The 18,347-nt window shown below is 28.9% G+C and carries 19 protein-coding genes; 14 read left to right on the forward strand and 5 right to left on the reverse strand.

The annotated features are described in order from the left end of the window. The 12 genes from L8X28_RS04980 to msrA form a co-directional block, all read left to right on the forward strand. Positions 1 to 900 (forward strand): DUF2920 family protein (locus L8X28_RS04980; protein ID WP_263665703.1); only part of this gene is annotated, 900 nt, incomplete at its 5' end. 32 nt (positions 901 to 932) lie between these two features. Then, positions 933 to 1,097: a DUF2920 family protein gene (locus tag L8X28_RS04985; RefSeq protein ID WP_263665704.1), complete on the forward strand. Its 165-nt coding sequence runs from the start codon at positions 933 to 935 to the stop codon at positions 1,095 to 1,097. 84 nt (positions 1,098 to 1,181) lie between these two features. Beyond that, positions 1,182 to 2,498, forward strand: a complete 1,317-nt coding sequence (locus L8X28_RS04990) for an MATE family efflux transporter (RefSeq protein WP_263665705.1) — start codon at positions 1,182 to 1,184, stop codon at positions 2,496 to 2,498. Then, a complete protein-coding gene (locus tag L8X28_RS04995) occupies positions 2,474 to 3,139 on the forward strand; it encodes a M48 family metallopeptidase (RefSeq protein WP_263665706.1) in 666 nt (221 codons plus the stop codon). Before L8X28_RS04990 ends, L8X28_RS04995 begins: the two co-directional genes overlap by 25 nt. 76 nt (positions 3,140 to 3,215) lie before the next feature. Further along, positions 3,216 to 4,730, forward strand: coding sequence for a hypothetical protein (locus L8X28_RS05000; RefSeq protein WP_263665707.1), 1,515 nt, complete (start codon positions 3,216 to 3,218; stop codon positions 4,728 to 4,730). Next, positions 4,711 to 6,909, forward strand: coding sequence for a carbamoyltransferase HypF (gene hypF, locus L8X28_RS05005; protein WP_263665708.1), 2,199 nt, complete (start codon positions 4,711 to 4,713; stop codon positions 6,907 to 6,909). The genes L8X28_RS05000 and hypF overlap by 20 nt, the downstream gene beginning before the upstream one ends. Positions 6,910 to 6,972: 63 nt before the next feature. Further along, complete coding sequence (hypB, locus tag L8X28_RS05010) at positions 6,973 to 7,719, forward strand: hydrogenase nickel incorporation protein HypB (protein ID WP_263665709.1); 747 nt, start codon at positions 6,973 to 6,975, stop codon at positions 7,717 to 7,719. Beyond that, the gene (locus L8X28_RS05015) at positions 7,719 to 8,000 is read left to right on the forward strand and encodes a HypC/HybG/HupF family hydrogenase formation chaperone (RefSeq protein ID WP_012661500.1); all 282 of its coding nucleotides are present in this window, start codon (positions 7,719 to 7,721) and stop codon (positions 7,998 to 8,000) included. Before hypB ends, L8X28_RS05015 begins: the two co-directional genes overlap by 1 nt. Then, positions 7,987 to 9,078: a hydrogenase formation protein HypD gene (hypD, locus tag L8X28_RS05020; protein WP_133318873.1), complete on the forward strand. Its 1,092-nt coding sequence runs from the start codon at positions 7,987 to 7,989 to the stop codon at positions 9,076 to 9,078. The genes L8X28_RS05015 and hypD overlap by 14 nt, the downstream gene beginning before the upstream one ends. A gap of 1 nt (position 9,079) precedes the next feature. Continuing rightward, entirely contained in the window at positions 9,080 to 10,051 is a 972-nt protein-coding gene (gene hypE, locus L8X28_RS05025) for a hydrogenase expression/formation protein HypE (protein WP_220567193.1), read from the forward strand. Next, the gene (locus tag L8X28_RS05030) at positions 10,051 to 10,416 is read left to right on the forward strand and encodes a hydrogenase maturation nickel metallochaperone HypA (protein WP_220567194.1); all 366 of its coding nucleotides are present in this window, start codon (positions 10,051 to 10,053) and stop codon (positions 10,414 to 10,416) included. The genes hypE and L8X28_RS05030 overlap by 1 nt, the downstream gene beginning before the upstream one ends. Then, positions 10,406 to 10,906, forward strand: coding sequence for a peptide-methionine (S)-S-oxide reductase MsrA (msrA, locus tag L8X28_RS05035; protein ID WP_220567195.1), 501 nt, complete (start codon positions 10,406 to 10,408; stop codon positions 10,904 to 10,906). The genes L8X28_RS05030 and msrA overlap by 11 nt, the downstream gene beginning before the upstream one ends. A gap of 58 nt (positions 10,907 to 10,964) precedes the next feature. On the opposite strand, the gene tpx is transcribed toward msrA, so the two are convergent. The 5 genes from tpx to L8X28_RS05060 are packed head-to-tail and all read right to left on the reverse strand — an operon-like array spanning position 10,965 to position 16,919. Beyond that, positions 10,965 to 11,489: a thiol peroxidase gene (gene tpx / locus L8X28_RS05040; protein WP_263665710.1), complete on the reverse strand. Its 525-nt coding sequence runs from the start codon at positions 11,487 to 11,489 to the stop codon at positions 10,965 to 10,967. Positions 11,490 to 11,549: 60 nt separating this feature from the next. Then, complete coding sequence (locus L8X28_RS05045) at positions 11,550 to 13,571, reverse strand: ATP-dependent helicase (protein WP_263665711.1); 2,022 nt, start codon at positions 13,569 to 13,571, stop codon at positions 11,550 to 11,552. A 7-nt stretch (positions 13,572 to 13,578) separates the two neighbouring features. Then, positions 13,579 to 14,820 (reverse strand): ArsS family sensor histidine kinase, encoded by a 1,242-nt coding sequence (locus L8X28_RS05050; protein WP_263659851.1) that lies wholly within the window; start codon positions 14,818 to 14,820, stop codon positions 13,579 to 13,581. Further along, positions 14,817 to 15,491, reverse strand: coding sequence for a response regulator transcription factor (locus tag L8X28_RS05055; protein WP_039626094.1), 675 nt, complete (start codon positions 15,489 to 15,491; stop codon positions 14,817 to 14,819). Before L8X28_RS05055 ends, L8X28_RS05050 begins: the two co-directional genes overlap by 4 nt. Positions 15,492 to 15,503: 12 nt before the next feature. Continuing rightward, positions 15,504 to 16,919 carry a DegQ family serine endoprotease gene (locus L8X28_RS05060; protein WP_263665712.1) on the reverse strand — a complete coding sequence of 472 codons (1,416 nt, stop codon included), beginning with the start codon at positions 16,917 to 16,919 and terminating at the stop codon, positions 15,504 to 15,506. 152 nt (positions 16,920 to 17,071) lie between these two features. On the opposite strand from L8X28_RS05060, the gene L8X28_RS05065 reads away from it, so the two are divergent. Both L8X28_RS05065 and L8X28_RS05070 read left to right on the forward strand, forming a co-directional pair. Beyond that, the gene (locus tag L8X28_RS05065; protein ID WP_263659850.1) at positions 17,072 to 17,944 is read left to right on the forward strand and encodes a J domain-containing protein; all 873 of its coding nucleotides are present in this window, start codon (positions 17,072 to 17,074) and stop codon (positions 17,942 to 17,944) included. Between the two features lie 12 nt (positions 17,945 to 17,956). Next, positions 17,957 to 18,331 carry a heat shock protein transcriptional repressor HspR gene (locus L8X28_RS05070; protein ID WP_039668403.1) on the forward strand — a complete coding sequence of 125 codons (375 nt, stop codon included), beginning with the start codon at positions 17,957 to 17,959 and terminating at the stop codon, positions 18,329 to 18,331. Positions 18,332 to 18,347: the final 16 nt, after the last annotated feature.

Here is an 18,347-nt window from a genome sequence, read left to right on the forward strand (position 1 = left end):
ATAATTCCAGGTGGTGCTGAAGATATAAATAATTATATTTATATCGATGTTTATTTAGCTAGAAATTATAATGTAGCGGTTTTAAGTGTAAACTATCACTGCATAGGCAATCGTCCACATCTAAATTCTGATTTTTATCTTGATGATTTAGATAAAGTTATTTTAGATACTAGTTTAAAAATGATAAAAATAAATCATATCAATGCTTTTGAGATAAATTCATATGATGAGTTAAATGAAACATTTATAAATATAGATCAAGAAATTGAAAAATTAAAAATAGATCAAAAAATAGAAAAAAACTACAAATTAAAAACCCATGTAAGCTTTTTACCATCTAAAAATGAATATCAAAATTTTGGTATTATGCAAACAACGGATATACTAAATGCCCTTTTATATATTAGAAAAAACTCTCCTTTTAAAATCAGAAGAGGGGTTAAAATAATTGCATTTGGTAATTCTTATGGAGGATATTTAGCAAATTTATGTGCAAAAATATCACCTTGGAATATTCACTTTATAATGGACAATTCTTCTTTTGTTGATTTTTTTGGAGATATTTTTAGACTTATAGGTTTTGGAAAAGAAATAGATTTCACTCGATATCATGGGACATATGATAATGTTTTATTTAAAAACATATTTTTATACTTAAGTGATAAAACTTATTGGACAAGCAATAAATTTTCAAATAATTATTTTTCTAATGCAAGAAAAATTATAAGAGAACCTCTAAATAAAGAACATTTGAAAATCCAAAGTTTATATCCAAATCCAAAATATATTTTATATCATAGTGTTTTTGATGAAAGATCGCCTTTTGAAAATAAGAAAAAATTTGTATATTTTTTAAAAAAATTAAATTTTAGAGTGAATTTTTTGCTATATCTCAAATAGATAATAAATTTATTAAAAATTTAAGTCATGGAATGGGATTATCCACAAAATTATTTTTCAAAAAACACTTACCACAAATTCTACAAGAGCCTTTAAAAGATAAAACTTGTAAAAAAGAAATCTCATACAAGTGCGATGATTTGATATATACCTTTAAAGAGGAAAATGATCAAATTGTTTTAAGTATATCAAATTAAATTGACATTATTTATTTTATAAAAAGTAATTTTTAAGTAAAATTACTTTTTACTTTCAAAAGATTATTATCAAAAAGAGTATTTATGGCAAGCAAACAACTTTCACTCAAACATCTTAGTATGCCTATATTGCTTGAAATGTTTTTAAGATATTTTTCTTTGATTATCAACACCGTGATGGTTTCGCAGTATTCTAACTTTTTAGTTGGAGCAATGGGTGCGGGTAATCAAGTAGCAGATTTATTTATCATTATTTTTAGTTTTTTAAGTGTGGGTTGTAGTGTAGTGATCGCTCAAGCTTTAGGGGCTAAAGATTACACTCTAGCAAGAAAGGCAATTCATCAAAGTTTATTTTTAAATGCTTTGCTTGGTTTTGTGTGCGGAAGTTTGATCTTATGGCATGGAGAGTTTTTACTCTATCTTTTACAAATTCCAAATGAGCTTTTAAAGAATAGTGAAATTTACTTACACATGCTTGGAATTTGCTTGTTTTTTGACGCTATAGGTATAGTTTTGGCTGCTATTATTAGGGTATATAATATGGCTTATTGGGTTATGTTTACTACCTTATTGATGAATGTTGTGATATTTATAGGAAATTTTTATGTATTGCATTTTACTAAACTAGAGCTTTTTGGAGTAGGGCTTAGTAATATACTTGGGCGTTTGGTAGCCTTTAGCATGCTTATAGCAATACTTAGTTTTAAGCTCAAAATTCATCTTAAAATTAAAGAGATGATAAACCTTGAAAAAGTGGTACTTAAAAAGATTTTTAATATCGGTGGTTTTGCAGCAGGAGAGCATTTGATATGGTTTATACAATACACCATAGCCTTTGCTTTTGTGGCAAGTTTAGGTAAAGAAAATCTAAGCGTTCAAACGATTTATTTTCAAATTTCTTTGCTTATTATGCTAGTAGGGCAAGCTATAAGTGTGGCAAATGAAATTATTATAGGTAAATTAGTCGGCGCAAAATACTTAAATGTGGCCTATAAACATACTTGGATAGCTTTGTATTTTAGCGTGGTTGCAAGTGCTTTTGTAGCTTTGCTTAATTATGTTTTGCAAGATTTTACCATGGGTGTGGTAAAGCTTGAAGAAAGTTTAAAAGAACTTATGATACCACTTTTTACTCTTTCAATTTTCTTAGAAATCTCAAGAACTTTTAATATAGTCATGGTGAATTCGCTAAGAGCAAGTGGTGATGCGAGATTTCCGTTTTTAAGTGGAGTGGTATTTATGCTTGGAGTTTCTTTACCGGTTGGCTATGTGCTTTGTTTTTATGCTGGACTTGGAATTTTAGGAGTTTGGATAGGTTTTTGTGCAGATGAGTTTTTGCGCGGTATAGTAAATTCATATAGATGGAAAAGTAAAAAATGGCAAGGCAAAGCACTAGTATAAAAGGAATTTTAGAATTTAAAGAATTTCGTTTTGCTTTTGAAAAGAAAAAACTTAAATATCTAAGACTTAGGATAGACAGGGATTTAAATTTCAAACTTAGCATACCGCTATATTATGAGCAAAAAGATGTTTTAAGATTTTTAGAAAAAAATGAAAGCTGGATTAGAGCCAAAGAAAAAGAACTTTCTTTAAAAAGAGTAGTTTTAGCAAGTGATGAATTGTATTTTTTAGGTAAAAAATACAAGCTAGTTTTTAACGAAAATCATAAAAAAGTTCTTATAAAAAAAGATAAAATTTTTGCAAAAAATCAAAAGTCCTTAGATCTTTTCTTAAGGCGTAGTGCTAGAGTGATTTTTGAGTATTTTATAAAAAAATGGCAATTTGTCCACAAGAGAAAAGTGCAAAGAATTTGCATCAAGGAAATGATTTCAAGATGGGGTTCTTGTAATCATCAAAAAGCATACATAAACTTAAATTTAAAACTTATGCAAAAACCTATAAAAGCTATAGAATATGTGATTTTACATGAACTTACACATTTAATCTACCCACATCATCAAAAAGAATTTTATGATTTTTTATATAAATTTATGCCTGATTATAAAGCAAGGGAAATTTTTCTAAAAAGTCTTATTTTTTAAGTATATTTTTAAGCTTTCCTTAGAATTAAAATTGTTATATTTATATTTTTAAAAATTTAATTTTAAGGTTTTAAACTTGCTTTTAGAAATTACTTTTGATTATAAATCTAAAAATGATATTTTTGAGTATTTGTTAGCTTATTATGCTAAAGATTATATGTATGATTATGAGCAAAAGGATGAAAAAATCATCATTAAGATTAAAGGCGAAAAAGATGAAATTCAAGCCTTTTGTTCTAATTTAGAAAATATCAGCCATAGTGTTTTTTTAAACAAATTTGACTTAAAAGTTATAGAAGAAGATTTTACACCTATAAAAAAAGAAAAAACCTTCACCAAAAGAAGTTTTTTAACAAGACTTAATGCAAATGCTTATACTAATGGCGAGCTTTTAGAAAATGAATGGGGTGTTTTTGTAGAAGAAGAATTTAAAATAGAAGAAGATTTTATAAAAATCACTAAAGAAAATTTCTACGATAATTTAAAAAAAGCCTTGGAAAAATTAAAAAATAAAGAAAAAATGCATTTTAAAAGTCCAAAAGGAATATATGCTTTTGAAATTTTTAATGAAGCATTGGATGATTTTTTAATACCTTGTGACCCAAAACATATCAATGCATTTTTTTCTTGTAATAACGAGCAATTTAAAATCTTAGCAGGGGTTGAAAAGCCTCTAATGAAGCTTAAATTTAATGCTATTTTTAGACAAAATCATCAATTAAATCATGAATATTTTAAAATAAAAATATATGATAATCTTTTCTTGTTTGCCTTGTGTTTTGAGCTTGAAAAAGAAGGAATTAAGTTTTTAAATTTTAAAAAACTAGAACATTTTGAAGATGATTTTGAAGTAGCTTTAATCGAAAATGAGCTAGTAGTTTGCAGGGGTTATGATTATATTTTACCTGAGTTTAAAAATTTGATTTTTCAAAAAGAAGATAAAAATTTTGCAAGAATTTCTTGTATATTGTCTGATTTTAAAGACAAAAAGCCTTTGCTTTTAGAACTTAGTAAAAAATATGATGATATTATCCTACTTGATAAAGAGCTAAATCTTTTAAAACTTTGCTTACCAAAAAGCTTTGATGAATTTTATGAAACTATAAGTCAAGATGATGTTGCTAAGAGATTATTAGCTAATTATGAAAAAGAATTTACCCTAGTGCGAAAAGAACTAAACATGGCTAATAATTTTTTTAATCTTTTTGGCATGGTAGGGATGATTTTAGAGCTTGATGAAGACGAGAAAAAAGCAGCATTAGCACTTTTGGCCTTAGCAGATGAGAGTAAAATGGCAAAAGGTGTTAGGATAGACTTTAAGCTTAATGAGCAAAAAGAATTTGATTACACTAAAACCTTAAGAAGTGTGATGAGTTTTAAGCTTGCTGGAGTAGAAAATCAAATCATAGCCTTGGGTGTTGTTGAGAGTTTGGCGTATTTTTTAAGGGATTTATTTGATGATTTAAGGACTAAAGAACAAGTTGATTGTGCCGTGCTTAGTGGGAGCTTGTTTGAGCATAAAAGCCTTAGTAAAAATGTATTTAAACACATACCATTTTTTAAGTTAAGTGATGTCCCACTTTGGATATGAAATTCATATTAAAGGACTAGTGCAAGGCGTTGGCTTTCGTCCTTTTGTTTTTAATATAGCTAAAGAGCTTAATTTAAAAGGTGAAGTTTATAATAATAGCTTAGGTGTTGTTATAATCCTTGAGTGTGGCAATGATGATTTAAAAATTTTTAAAGAAAAACTTTTTGCTAATTTACCACCTTTAGCTAGGATAGATGATTTTAGCTTTTCTTATAAAAAACTTCAAAAAACTTATAATGAATTTATCATAAGTACTTCACAAGATAGTGAAAAATTTAGCCCGATTTTAAGTGATTTTGCTCTTTGTGAGGATTGCTATAATGAATTTTACGATGAGAAAAATCCGCGATTTAAATATCCATTCATCACTTGTACAAATTGTGGACCAAGATTTTCTATTATAAAAAAACTCCCATATGATAGAGTCAATACGACTATGGATGAGTTTAAAATGTGTTCTTTTTGTCAAAGCGAGTATGAAGATCCTACTAATCGTCGCTTTCATGCCCAACCACTCTCATGTCCAAAATGTAAAATTACTATTTTTTTAAAAGATAAAAATCAAAATATTTTAGCCAAAGATGAAAAAGCTTTTATCTTGCTTGCAAAGCTTTTAGAAGAAGGTAAAATCGTAGCTTTTAAAGGTATGGGTGGGTTTCATTTAATTTGTGATAGTACAAATAAAAATGCTATAAATGAACTTAGAATACGCAAAAATCGCCCTAAAAAGCCTTTTGCTATCATGGTAAAAGATCTTAAAATGGCTCAAGAATTAGCTTTTATTAATGAAGCTGAAGCAAAACTTTTAACTTCAAATTTAAAACCCATAGTTATTTTAAATAGCAAAAATATCCATAAAAGCTTAGCACCAGATACCAATAAAATAGGTATTATGTTAGCTTATATGGGAACGCATTTAATGCTTTTTGAACATTTTAAAAAACCTATCATTGCAACAAGTGCTAATTTAAGTTCACAAAGCATTATTTATGAAGAAACAAAACTTTTAGAGCAACTTAGTGATGTGTTTGATTTTTATCTTGATTATGATAGAGCAATACACAATTCAAGCGATGATAGCATTGCTCAAGTTATTAGCGAAAAAATTATGTTTTTAAGGACTTCAAGGGGTCTTAACCCACTTTATATCAATACAGCAAGTATTTTTAATACAAAAGAAAATATTCTAGCTCTAGGAAGTGAGTTAAAAAACGAATTTGCATGTTTTTTTAAAAATCAAATTTTCATTTCTCCTTATATAGGCGATATGAAAAGTTTAGACATACAAGAGAGATTTTTTAAAATTTTAACTTTCTTTCAAAACTCTTATAAACTAAATTTTGATCAGATTTTAAGCGATAAACACCCACAATTTAACTATGTAAAAGAATTTAGAGATTATAAAAATTTTCGCGTGCAACATCACTATGCACATTTGTGTGCTTGTTTATTTGAACACAAAATTTACAAAAATGATGTTTTAGCCTTTGTTTTTGATGGAACAGGTTATGGAGATGATGGAAAAATTTGGGGTGGAGAGATTTTTAGAGCGAATTTAAAAAGCTATGAAAGGCTAAATCATTTTAAAAATTTCAAACTAATTAATGCAGATATTAAAAATATCGCAAATTTAGCTTTAGCTTTAATTTTTGATTTTAATTTAGAAAGCAAAGCTAGCAAGTTTTTAGCTAAATTTTCTCAAGTAAAATTAAATAATCTTAAAAAAATTCACACTCAAAGCTCTTTATATACGAGTTCTCTTGGTAGGATTATCGATGCTTTTGGCACTTTTGCTTTTGATATACAAAAGCTTGATTATGAAGCACAAATTGGGCTTTTGATGGAAAAATATTATGATAAAAATTTTGATTATAGTTACAAATTTGACATCAAAGAAAAAGAAATTTGCTTTAAAAATGCTTTTTTGCAGGCTTTAGAAGATAAAGATAAAGTTAAAATTAGCACAGGTTTGCTTAATGGCATTGCAAATTTAATTATAGAATATTCAAAAGATTTTAAAGAAGAAGTGCTTTTATGTGGTGGGGTATTTCAAAATAAAACCTTGCTTGAAATTTTAGATCGAAAAAATTTTGCTTATAAAACTTCTTTGCAATTTCCTTGCAATGATAGTTCTATCGCACTTGGGCAACTTGTGCATTATTTATCTTTAAAAACTTAATAAAACTCATATTTTTTTAATACTTTTTTATATACAATAAAATAAAAATATAAAGGAAAGATTATGTGTAAAGATTGCGGTTGTTCTATTAATGGACATGAACATCATCATGATCACCATCATGATCACCATCATGAAAATCCAGCATTAAAAGATGAAAAAACTATTAATGTTATTAGTAAAATTTTATCAAAAAATGATCATCAAGCAGCTCATAATAGAGAGCATTTTAATGAGTATAATACTCTTTGTATTAATTTAATGAGTTCCCCAGGAAGCGGTAAAACAACGCTTTTAGAAGAAACTATAAAAACTTTAAAAGATGATTTAAAAATAGCTGTGGTTGAAGGAGATTTAGAAACTAATAATGATGCAAATCGCATTATTAAAGCAGGAGGCTTAGCTCATCAAATTACTACAGGACAAACTTGTCATTTAGATGCTTTTATGGTGCATGAAGCTTTACATCATTTTAAACTTAGTGAACTTGATATAGTATTTGTTGAAAATGTGGGAAATTTAGTATGTCCTGCAAGTTATGATTTGGGCGAGCATTTAAATGTAGTTTTACTTTCAGTAACAGAAGGTAGTGATAAGGTAGAAAAATATCCAGTGATGTTTAGAAAGGCTGATTTATTGGTCATTACTAAAGCCGATTTGGCTCAACATTTTGACTTTGATTTCAAAGCAGCTTCTATGGCAGCTAAAAGGCTAAATCCTAAAATAGATATTATGATTTTAGATAGTAAAACAAAAACAGGATTTGATCTTTGGATAAATTATCTAAAAATGAAAAAGGAGCTTAACTAATGTGTCTTTCTATACCTTCTAAAATTTTAGAAATTGATGAGCTAAATTCAGCCATAGTAGAAACTTTAGGGGTTAAAAGAAGAGTAAGTTTGGATTTAATAAGCGAGCCTTTAAAAGTAGGCGATTATGTGCTTATACATGTGGGTTTTGCTATGGAAAAAATCGACACTCAAGCTGCACAAGAGAGTTTAAAAATTTATGCTGATATAGCAGAGAAAATGCAAAATGGACAAATCGATGAAAATGAAGGCGATATGGGGCTAAAAAATGGATTTAATTAATGATTTTAGAAATAAAGAAAGAATTTTAACCTTAAAAGAACTTATTGCTTCTAAAATTACTAAGCCTATTAATATCATGGAAATTTGCGGTGGACATACGCATAGTATTATGAAATTTGGTTTGCCTGATTTATTGCCAAAAGAAATTAATTTTGTTCATGGCCCAGGCTGTCCTGTGTGTGTTATGCCTAGAGAGCGTATTGATGTAGCTTTAAAGCTTGCAAGTATGCCAAATACTATCTTTTGTGTATTAGGTGACATGCTTAAAGTGCCAGGAAGTTATGAAAGCTTAATTGATCTTAGAGCTAAAGGGGCTGATATTAGAGCACTTTATACACCTTTGGATGTGATAGATATAGCTTTAAAAAACCCTGAAAAAAATATAATCTTTTTTACCATAGGTTTTGAGACAACTACACCTATGAGTGGGGTGATTATAGAAAAAGGTATAGCTTTAAATTTAAAAAATTTATTTTTTCATATTAATCATGTGTTGGTTCCACCCGCGGTAGAAGCTATCATGCAAGATGAAAATGTAAAAATTGACGCCTTTTTAGGGCCTTCCCATGTAAGCGTTATCACAGGATCAAACATTTATGAACCTATTGCTAAAAAATACAAAACTCCTATAGCAGTGAGTGGTTTTGAGCCAGTTGATATAATGCTTAGTGTGTTAAATATAGTAGAGCAAATGAATGCAAATACTTTTGAAGTTTATAATGAATATCACAGAGTAGTTAGCAAAGAAGGAAATTTAAAAGCTAAGGCTTTAGTGGAAAAATACTTTAAACCTTGTGATTTTGAATTTAGAGGTCTTGGAGTGATTGTAAATGGCGGGCTTTGTCTAAAAGATGAATTTGCACACTTAGATGCTAGCAAAGTGTTTGATTGTAAAGTACAAAGTAAAAACGAAAGCAAGGCTTGTATTTGTGGTCAAATTTTAAGAGGCTTAGCTAAGCCTTACGATTGTAAGGTTTTTGCAAAAGCTTGCACTCCAAAAAATCCTATAGGTAGCTGTATGGTTTCTAGTGAAGGAGCTTGTGCGGCTTATTATAAATACTATCAAGATAAGGCATAAAATGAAGCAAATTACTTTAGCCCATGGTGGCGGTGGCGAAGAAATGAATGCTTTGATAAGTGAAATTTTTTCTATTTTTGAAAATGATGTTTTAAAAGAAGCAAATGACGCTGCTATTTTAGATGATTTGGCTTTTAGCACCGATTCTTTTGTATTAAATCCTATCTTTTTAAAAGATATAAATATAGGAAAATTAGCAGTTTGTGGTAGCGTAAATGATGTATTAATGGTGGGAGCAAAACCGCTATATTTGTCGCTAGCTTTAATTTTAGAAGAGGGTTTTGAGCTAGAAAAGTTAAAAATTATACTAAAATCTATAAAAGAAGAATGCGATAAAGCGGGAGTAAAGCTAGTTTGCGGGGATACTAAAGTTGTTCCTAAAAATAAAGGCGATGAAATATACATTAATACTTCATGTATAGGTAAAAATATACAAAAAATCAATACCAAAAACTTAAAAAGTGGTTGTAGTATCTTAGTTTCAAGGGATATTGGAGCTCATGGTTGTGCGGTTTTGGTTGAAAGAAATAATTTAGAGGCAAATATCCAAAGTGATTGTAAAAGCTTAAAAGATGAAGTTTTAACACTTTTAAATGCAAATATTTCCATAAAAGCAATGCGTGATGCTACGCGTGGTGGGCTTAGTGCAGTTTTAAATGAATGGACTAAATTAAGTAATTTAGAGCTTTTAATATTTGAAGAAAAAATCCCAGTTTGTGATGAAGTTTTAGGGGTTTGTGAGCTTTTTGGGTATGAGCCTTATGAGCTTGCAAATGAAGGAACTTTTATTATTTGTGTAGATAAAAAAGATGAACAAAAAGCATTAGAAATTTTAAAACAATTTAATACTAATGCAGCTATTATAGGTGAAATCACAGCTAATAAAAAAGCAAGAGTGGTTTTAGAAAATGCTTATGGAGCAAAACGCATTTTAGAAGCTCCAAAAGGCGAGCTTTTACCAAGAATTTGCTAATGCATGAGTTAAGTATTACAGAATCATTACTAGAACTTTGTGAAGAATATGCTCAAGGAAAAGTTATTGAAGAAGTGCATGTTAAAATAGGGCGTTTAAGTGGGATTGAACCTCCACTTTTGCAAAGAAGCTTTGAAACTTTTAAAGAAAATAGTCCCTTATGTAAGAATGCTAAATTTATTATACATATTCAAGAAGTAGTAGTTGAGTGTCAAAAATGCCATTTTAGTGGAGTGCTTGAAAATAATATCTTTTGGTGCCCAAAATGCGAAGATAAAGATTTAAAAATCATAGATGGGGAAGAGCTTTATCTTATGCAACTTGTTTTAAAAGAAAATAAGGATTTGGAAAATAATGACAAATAAGGAAATTATCTTAGGTGCGGGTTGTTTTTGGTGTACTCAAGCTGTGTTTGATGAAATCAAAGGCGTAGTTTATACAGAAGTAGGTTATAGCGGTGGTAAGCCAAATCCAAGTTATGAAAGCGTGATAAATGGTGATGGGAATATAGAAGTAGCTAAGATAATTTATGATGAAAAACAAATTTCATTAGAAAAAATCTTAGAAATTTTTCTCAAAATGCACGATCCAACAAGCTTAGATAAACAAGGAGCTGATGAAGGAACGCAGTATAGATCAGTTATTTTTTATCAAACTAATGAGGAGTTAAAAATTATTAGCAATTTTTTACAAAAAGCACAAAAATATTACGCTAAAGCCATAGTTACGCAAGTTTTAAAACTAGAAAAATTTTATAAGGCTGAAAACTATCATCAAAAATATTTTAAAAATAATCCTAGCCAAGCTTATTGTAGATTTGTTATTGCTCCAAAATTAGAAAAGGTTAATTGCTAATATTGTTTTTAAGTATTTTTGCAGTTAGATTTAAAAGCCTTTTACAGGCTTTTAAAATTTAGTGGCAACCACAACCACCACATCCACAACTTTGACTAAAGAAATTTTCTAAAGCTTGCATATTAGGAAGTTCTGTTACTTCATTTACTAATTCTTTATAAGCAACTACACCATCTTTAATTACAAACACTGCTCTAGCTAAAATTCCCTCAAGCGGACCATCAGCCATTAAAACACCATATTTTTCACCAAATTCTTTAGAAACAAAATCACTCGCGACAGTTAAATTATCTATACCTTCAGTTGAGCAAAAACGACCCATAGCAAATGGTAAGTCCATACTAACTACGATTACTTCTACACCACTTGCTGCTGCTTTTTTATTAAATTCTCTAGCTTCAGTTGCACATACTGGAGTATCAAGGCTTGGTACGCTGATAATAATTTGAGTTTTACCTTTTGGAGCAATTTCAACACCTGAAAGATCTTTGGCTTTTAAAGTGATATTTGGAGCTATGTCGCCAACTTGGATGTTGTTTCCTTTTAAATTTACTTTATTTCCTTTGAATAATACACTATTCATTTTTTCTCCTTGAATGATTTTTATTAATCATAATATAAAAAGATTAATAAAGTCTTATTTTTATTCTTCTTTGCACATACCTGCTTCGATTAGAAAACACGAGGGTTGATAATTGCTTTTTTTAATCTTATCATATTTTGCATAGCTTAAGTATAAAGTATCTTTAGCTCTAGTTACAGCTACATAAAAAAGCCTTCTTTCTTCTTCTAAACTTCCGCCCATGCTCATGAGTTTTTGGTTAGGAAATCTTCCTTGTGCAAGATCAATTACAAATACAAGTTCAAACTCAAGCCCCTTACTTGCATGTATGCTTAAAAGATTAACCCCACTACCACTACTCATTTCACTAGCACCAAGAGTAAGAAAGTTATAGTATTTATAATTATCACTATAATTTTTAGCAAGTTCTTTTAATACAAACATTTTCGCGTTGATTTTTTCTAAAATTTCATTTTTTTTATTTAAATCAACATTGGAATTTTTATTAGTCGCTCTTTTAGTTGCCAAAATATCACAAATTTCTTTAAAATAATCATTTTCTAAAATCAAATCTACAAGCTGGGTTGAGATTTTACATTCACTTGCTTTTTTAATAAAAAGATAAATTTTTTCAAGATTTTTTGCACAAAACTCGTTGATTTTGGGTAAGCTTAAAATAGGGTGGGTGTTAAATTCGCTTTCTAAGTTAAATCTTGAAGGCGAGGCTAGCTCCTCAATATCATCAAAAAGTCCTAGTTGGTAACTTTGTTTTTTGTATTTTTTTAAATTCACACTACTATCAGGATTTAAAAAGCCTTTAATTAAACTAGAATGTCCTAATTTTAATAAAGCATCAAAAATATCTTTTGCCAAAACCCCACCAACTCCTTTGGTGTATTCAAGTAAATGTATAAAAGCCATGATATCTTTTGGATTAAGCACGATTGCAAGCATAGAGCAAAAGTTTTTAACTTCCAAGCTTTCAAAAAAACTTCCTCCACCTTTTCTTTTGCTTGCTATGCCAAGTTCTCTTAAGGCTACTTCTACTCCATCTGCACTAGAATTGTTTCTAAAAATCACAGCAATTTCATCAAGATTAACCCCGCTTTGTAAGATTATTTTTGCTATGGTAGAGTATTGATCAAATAATTCATTAAAAGTTAGCAAACTTGGCGCTTTAAAATCTCCTTCTCTAGTTACAATTAATTCTTTAGGATATAATCTTTCATTGTTTAAAATAACCTTATTAGCTAACGCAAGTATATTTTTACTAGAACGATAGTTTTTATTTAAAGTAAAAATATTTGCATCGACAAATCTATCTTTAAAACTTCCTATAATAGAAATATCAGCCCCATTAAAAGCATAAATACTTTGATCATAATCACCCACACAAAACAAACTTTTACTTTTAAAAGCATCAATTAACGAGCCTTGCAAGGTGTTAGTATCTTGGTATTCATCTACTAAAATCTCATCAAATTCAAAATGATGTGAAGCTAAAACATGTTTTAATTTGATCAATAAATCATTAAAATCCACATAGTTAAAACGCATTTTTTCTTCTTCGTATTCTTTTAAAATATCTTCATAAATTTCAGCATAAACAGCTTGTTCATCATAATTTTGACAAAACCAATTATAAAATTCATCTAAGTTTGCATTAGTATTTTGAAATAAAGAATACACATCATACAAATAGCTTGGCATATAAGGTTTGGTATCGCTTAAATGATGAAAAGTGCGTTTTTCAAAAATAGAACGCAAAAGAATTTTAAGCTCACTCGCAGGTTTTAAAATAATATCGTGATTTAACTCTTTAAGTAGAGAATAAGCAGTACTATGAAAAGTTCCTGCTGTGATTTTTGAAGTAATGCTTTTATCAAAATACCTACTAAGTCTTTCTATCATCTCTTTACTAGCTTTGTTTGTAAAGGTTAGAAGCATAATTTTTTCAGGCTTTATACCATTTTGAAGTAAAAAGGCTATTCTTGCAACTATAGTTGAAGTTTTACCCGTGCCTGCACTTGCTATAATTAGATTGTGTCCAAAAGGAGCACTAGCGGCTTTATATTGTTCTTCATTTAAACGCGATAAAGGCATGAATTTCCTAGTTTAAAATTATATTTTGTATATCATTAAAATAAAAATGATTAACACCATCTTTATATTCATAATAAAGCGTGAGTTTATGAGAATCTAAAATAGTCTTAACAATGTATAATCCAAGTCCAAAACTATCTTTATTTTTCTTGCCTTGCGTAAAGGCTTGAGTATAATATTTTAAGTCTTTATCTAAGGCTTTTCCTTTGTTTTTAAAGCAAAGATAATCTTTAGTTATTTCTATAGTAACGCAATTTTCATCAGAGTATTTTGTCGCGTTATCTATCATATTTTTCATTGCAGTGGTAAAAAGTTTAAAATCTACATTGACACTAAAACTTTCTTTTATACTAATTTTTACCTTTTCATCATCACTCATAGCTATATCTTTAGCTTCATCTAAAAGATCTAAGATATTGTATTTTTTTAAATTAATCAAACCAGCACCCGAAGTAATTTGCTCAATGGCTGCAAATTCATTAATCAAAATCTCTAAACGATTAAAAGCACCCACTAATCTTTCTTTATATTTGCTATCTTCAAGCATTTCTAAAGTAATTAAACCTTTAGTAATGGGGGTTTTTAGCTCATGCATAATATTTCTTAAGAAAAACTGCCTTGAAGTGTTTAGTTTTTGAATTCTTAAAATAGACTCATAAAAGGCTGTTGCTACTTGAGAAATTTCATCATTGCCTTTACTGACATTTTGAATTTCATTGAGTTTGTTTTCGCCAAATTTATCTATTTGTCTTTTTAAAGCTCTAAGTGGTTTTAATTTTCTAATGATAAAAATATATAAAATCAATAAAACCATTACCACTATACTAGCAATAAGCTTAATCACAAAATAACGATAACCTTGATATTCTAAATCTTTGTACAAATAAAGCTTACCATCAAAAATGATTTTTAAATACACATTATCTTCTAAAGTAATGATTTCAACTACACCTGTGCTAGTTTGAGCCCGTGCTATAGTTTCAGCTTTATAGATGATTTGTCTTATGTCTGATGGAGTTGTTAATTCTATCATTTTGTAATTTTTTGTTTGCTCATAAAATTCTCTTTCACTAATCACATGATTAAAATATAATAATCTTGCATTAGCTATAAAAGAATATTTTGCATTAAGCTCATTAGTGTAATTTTGTTGATCATATTTTATAAGCCATAAAAAAGCTAAAATTACACTAACGCTTGCAAGTAAAAAAACAAAGGTTATAGTATAAAAAATTGATGATTTATTCATTGAGTTAATTTATATCCTATACCTCTGATTGAATGAATGTATTTTGGAGTTTTAGGATCATCTCCGATTTTTTGTCTGATTCTACTAATGATTACATCTATACTTTTATTACTAGAATCTTCACTAATAGAGCTACAATTATACACAAGCTCTTCGCGGCTTACCACTCCACCTTCTTTTTTAATTAAATAACTCAAAATATCAAATTCAGCATTAGTAAAGCTAATTTCTTGATCTTTCATAGTGATAGTATGTTTATATTTATCATATACAAGATCTTTTTTAACTTGAGCTTGAGCAGTTTTTGTGTTTGAAATTCTTCTTAAATGACTTTTAATTCTTGCTTGAAGTTCTTGAGGATTATATGGTTTTGGTAAATAATCATCTGCACCCAAATCAAGTGCTGCAACCTTATCGCTAATATCATGCCTTGCACTTGAAATGATAATAGGTGTATCATATTTTTTACGAATTTCCTCGCATACTTCAAGTCCATCAAGTCCAGGTAAGCTTAAATCCAAAATGATTAAATCATAAGGATTTAAAGCAAGTCTTGAAAGACCTATATAAGGCTCATGAGCAATATCTACTTTCATATCAAATTGCTCTAAATATTCAGCTATAATCTCTGCTAATTCTAAATCATCTTCTATCATTAAAATATTTGTCATTTTTTTCCTTTCTTAAAAAAGTAAAGCTCTTACAAATCCGCCTCTATTAATCCAAATTTTAACATACTCTTTACCTTTATTTAATTCCAAAGCCTTAGATAATTCTTTAAAATTTGAAATTTCATACTGATCAACACCTATGATAATATCACCTTGCTCAAAACCTATTTTTTCAGCTTTTGATTTTGGAGTAACTTCGGTAATTAAAATACCGCTAATACTTTCAGGTATGCGGTATTGCTGTCTATTCTTAGAGTCAAGTTCCACTAATTTTAGACCATCAATATAACCTTTTTCATATTGTAGCGACTTTTCATCTGTTTTTAACATAAATTTAGCTGTTTTGACTTTATTATCTCTTTCATAAGTTACTTCTACTGCTTGTTTTGGATCAATACTTCCTATGTAGTTTTTTAAATCCATAGGGCTTTTAATCACAGTTTTATCTACTTTTATAATCAAATCTCCTCTTTTTAACCCTGCATTATAAGCTGCTGAATCTTTTTGTACTTCAGTGATTAAAGCACCTTCTTGATTAGTATAGGCTTTTTTAATATCTTGAGTTAAAGCTCCTATGACTACGCCTAAATATCCTCTTTCAATTTTTCCATGCTCAATAAGTTTTTGTGCAATAGATTTTGCCATATTAGAAGGGATTGCAAAACCTATGCCATTATTTCCACCACTTCTTGAAAGTATGGCTGAATTTATCCCAACTAAAGATCCTCTACTATCTACCAAAGCTCCGCCTGAATTTCCAGGATTAATAGAAGCATCAGTTTGGATGAAATTTTCATATTGATTTAGACCTATATTGTTTTTATTTAAGGCCGAAATAATCCCACTTGTAACACTACTTCCAACACCAAAAGGATTACCCAAAGCAAACACTACATCACCTTCTAGTAATTTATCTGAATCAGCAAAAACTACTGCGGGTAAGTTTTTTGCTTCTATTTTTATCACTGCTAAATCTGTTTTAGGATCAGCACCGATTAATTTAGCTTTATATTCAGTGCTAGAATCAGGTAAATTTACAGTGATTTTTTCAGCATCTTCTATAACATGATTATTTGTTATAATATAACCATCGCTTGAAATAATTACACCAGAACCTAATGAGCTTACAACTTCTTTATTTTTTTTATTTTTTGGAGCTTGTGGGAAATCAAAACCAAAAAATTGTCTAAAATAAGGGTCATTGAAAAAATCATCAATTCCAAATGAACTACTTTGAACAGTTTTAGAAGTTGAGATATTTACAACTGAATTTTTAACTTTTTGTATGGAATCATGATAAGAAAGTATAGTATTTTGATTATCAGTTGGTAAAGTTCTTTTTACATTATCATCTGCTTGTTTAAAATCAATACTAGCACTAAAAAGACTAGTTGCCAATGCCAAAGAAAGAATCATAGTTTTTTTCATGTTTTATCCTTTGTAAAATCATTTAATGCAAGTATAAAATTTTATTTTTACACAATTGTAAATAAAACCTTTAGTTTTAAAACTTATAAAAGTTGATTGACTAAGACTAAAGTTTTTGATATAATCTTATAAAAAATTAAGGAATAATAAAAATGAGTAATAGTTTATATGAAACACTAGGAGTTTCGCAAAACGCTAGTGCAGATGAGATAAAAAAAGCTTATAGAAAATTAGCAAGACAATATCATCCTGATATTAACAAAGAAAATGGTGCTGAGGAAAAATTTAAAGAAATTAACGCCGCTTATGAAATTTTAAGTGATGAGAAAAAAAGAGCTCAATATGATAGATATGGCGATTCTATGTTTGGCGGGCAAAGTTTTCATGATTTTTCAAGAAATGCAGGTGGAGCTGACATCAATGATATTTTAAAAAATATTTTTGGTGGAGGCTTTGGAGGATTTAGTGGCGGTTTTAGTTCTAGTAATAATTTTAGAAGTGGCTTTGGGGGATTTGGAGGATTTGAAGAAGATTTAGACTTGCAAGCAAGTGTTAAAATTCCTTTTGAAAAAGGAATTTTAGGTGGTGAGCATTTGGTAAATATAAATAACGAGCAAGTTAAAATCAAAATTCCACATGGCATAAAAGATGGCGAAAAGCTACGCATACGAGGTAAAGGAAAAAGCTTTCAAGGGCAAAGAGGGGATTTGATTTTAAAAGTTGAACTTGAAAAAAGCGATGAATATGAAAGAGAAGATGATGATTTGTACAAAAAGGTTGAAATTAGCTTGAAAACAGCGCTTTTTGGAGATAAAATCAGTGTGCATACCCCAAGAAAAGAAGTTAAAATTACCATACCGCCAAATTCTAAAAACAATCAAAAAATTAGACTTAAAGGCTATGGAGTGCAAAATAGAAAAACAGATCTTTATGGGGATATGTATTTAATTTTGAATGTAAAAATACCTGATATTAATAGCCTTGATCCTGAATTTGTAAAAATTTTAGAAGAAAAATTACCTTGAAAGGAGTAAGTAATGGAGCATAGTTATGATGAACCGGTGTATCTTATAAGTGTTGTTGCAAAAGTTTTAAGTATACACCCACAAACTCTAAGACAATACGAAAAAGAAGGTTTAGTTGAGCCAAGTAGAACCGATGGTAAAATGAGACTTTATTCTCAAAAAGATATAGATAGAATCAAAATGATTTTACGCTTAACAAGAGATCTTGGGGTTAATTTAGCTGGTGTTGATGTGATTTTAAAACTAAAAACAAAAATTGATGAGTTTGAAAACACTATTGAAGAGTTAAGATTAGAACTTGATAGAAGAGATAATCCTTCAAAATCAAGAGCAGTAGTTAAACATAGAAGTAATTTTGATTTAATTTTTTTAGAAAAAATAAAATAATAAAAACATTACAAAA

Origin of the sequence: Campylobacter sp. CNRCH_2016_0050h (assembly GCF_025772605.1) — a bacterium.
GTDB lineage: Bacteria > Campylobacterota > Campylobacteria > Campylobacterales > Campylobacteraceae > Campylobacter_D > Campylobacter_D lari_D.

Coding starts and splice junctions, on each gene's coding strand:
- L8X28_RS04985 (WP_263665704.1), top strand. CDS start 933: ATGGGATTATCCACAAAATTATTTTTCAAAAAACACTTACCACAAATT.
- L8X28_RS04990 (WP_263665705.1), top strand. CDS start 1,182: ATGGCAAGCAAACAACTTTCACTCAAACATCTTAGTATGCCTATATTG.
- L8X28_RS04995 (WP_263665706.1), top strand. CDS start 2,474: ATGGCAAGGCAAAGCACTAGTATAAAAGGAATTTTAGAATTTAAAGAA.
- hypF (WP_263665708.1), top strand. CDS start 4,711: ATGTCCCACTTTGGATATGAAATTCATATTAAAGGACTAGTGCAAGGC.
- hypB (WP_263665709.1), top strand. CDS start 6,973: ATGTGTAAAGATTGCGGTTGTTCTATTAATGGACATGAACATCATCAT.
- L8X28_RS05015 (WP_012661500.1), top strand. CDS start 7,719: ATGTGTCTTTCTATACCTTCTAAAATTTTAGAAATTGATGAGCTAAAT.
- hypD (WP_133318873.1), top strand. CDS start 7,987: ATGGATTTAATTAATGATTTTAGAAATAAAGAAAGAATTTTAACCTTA.
- hypE (WP_220567193.1), top strand. CDS start 9,080: ATGAAGCAAATTACTTTAGCCCATGGTGGCGGTGGCGAAGAAATGAAT.
- L8X28_RS05030 (WP_220567194.1), top strand. CDS start 10,051: ATGCATGAGTTAAGTATTACAGAATCATTACTAGAACTTTGTGAAGAA.
- msrA (WP_220567195.1), top strand. CDS start 10,406: ATGACAAATAAGGAAATTATCTTAGGTGCGGGTTGTTTTTGGTGTACT.
- tpx (WP_263665710.1), bottom strand. CDS start 11,489: ATGAATAGTGTATTATTCAAAGGAAATAAAGTAAATTTAAAAGGAAAC.
- L8X28_RS05045 (WP_263665711.1), bottom strand. CDS start 13,571: ATGCCTTTATCGCGTTTAAATGAAGAACAATATAAAGCCGCTAGTGCT.
- L8X28_RS05050 (WP_263659851.1), bottom strand. CDS start 14,820: ATGAATAAATCATCAATTTTTTATACTATAACCTTTGTTTTTTTACTT.
- L8X28_RS05055 (WP_039626094.1), bottom strand. CDS start 15,491: ATGACAAATATTTTAATGATAGAAGATGATTTAGAATTAGCAGAGATT.
- L8X28_RS05060 (WP_263665712.1), bottom strand. CDS start 16,919: ATGAAAAAAACTATGATTCTTTCTTTGGCATTGGCAACTAGTCTTTTT.
- L8X28_RS05065 (WP_263659850.1), top strand. CDS start 17,072: ATGAGTAATAGTTTATATGAAACACTAGGAGTTTCGCAAAACGCTAGT.
- L8X28_RS05070 (WP_039668403.1), top strand. CDS start 17,957: ATGGAGCATAGTTATGATGAACCGGTGTATCTTATAAGTGTTGTTGCA.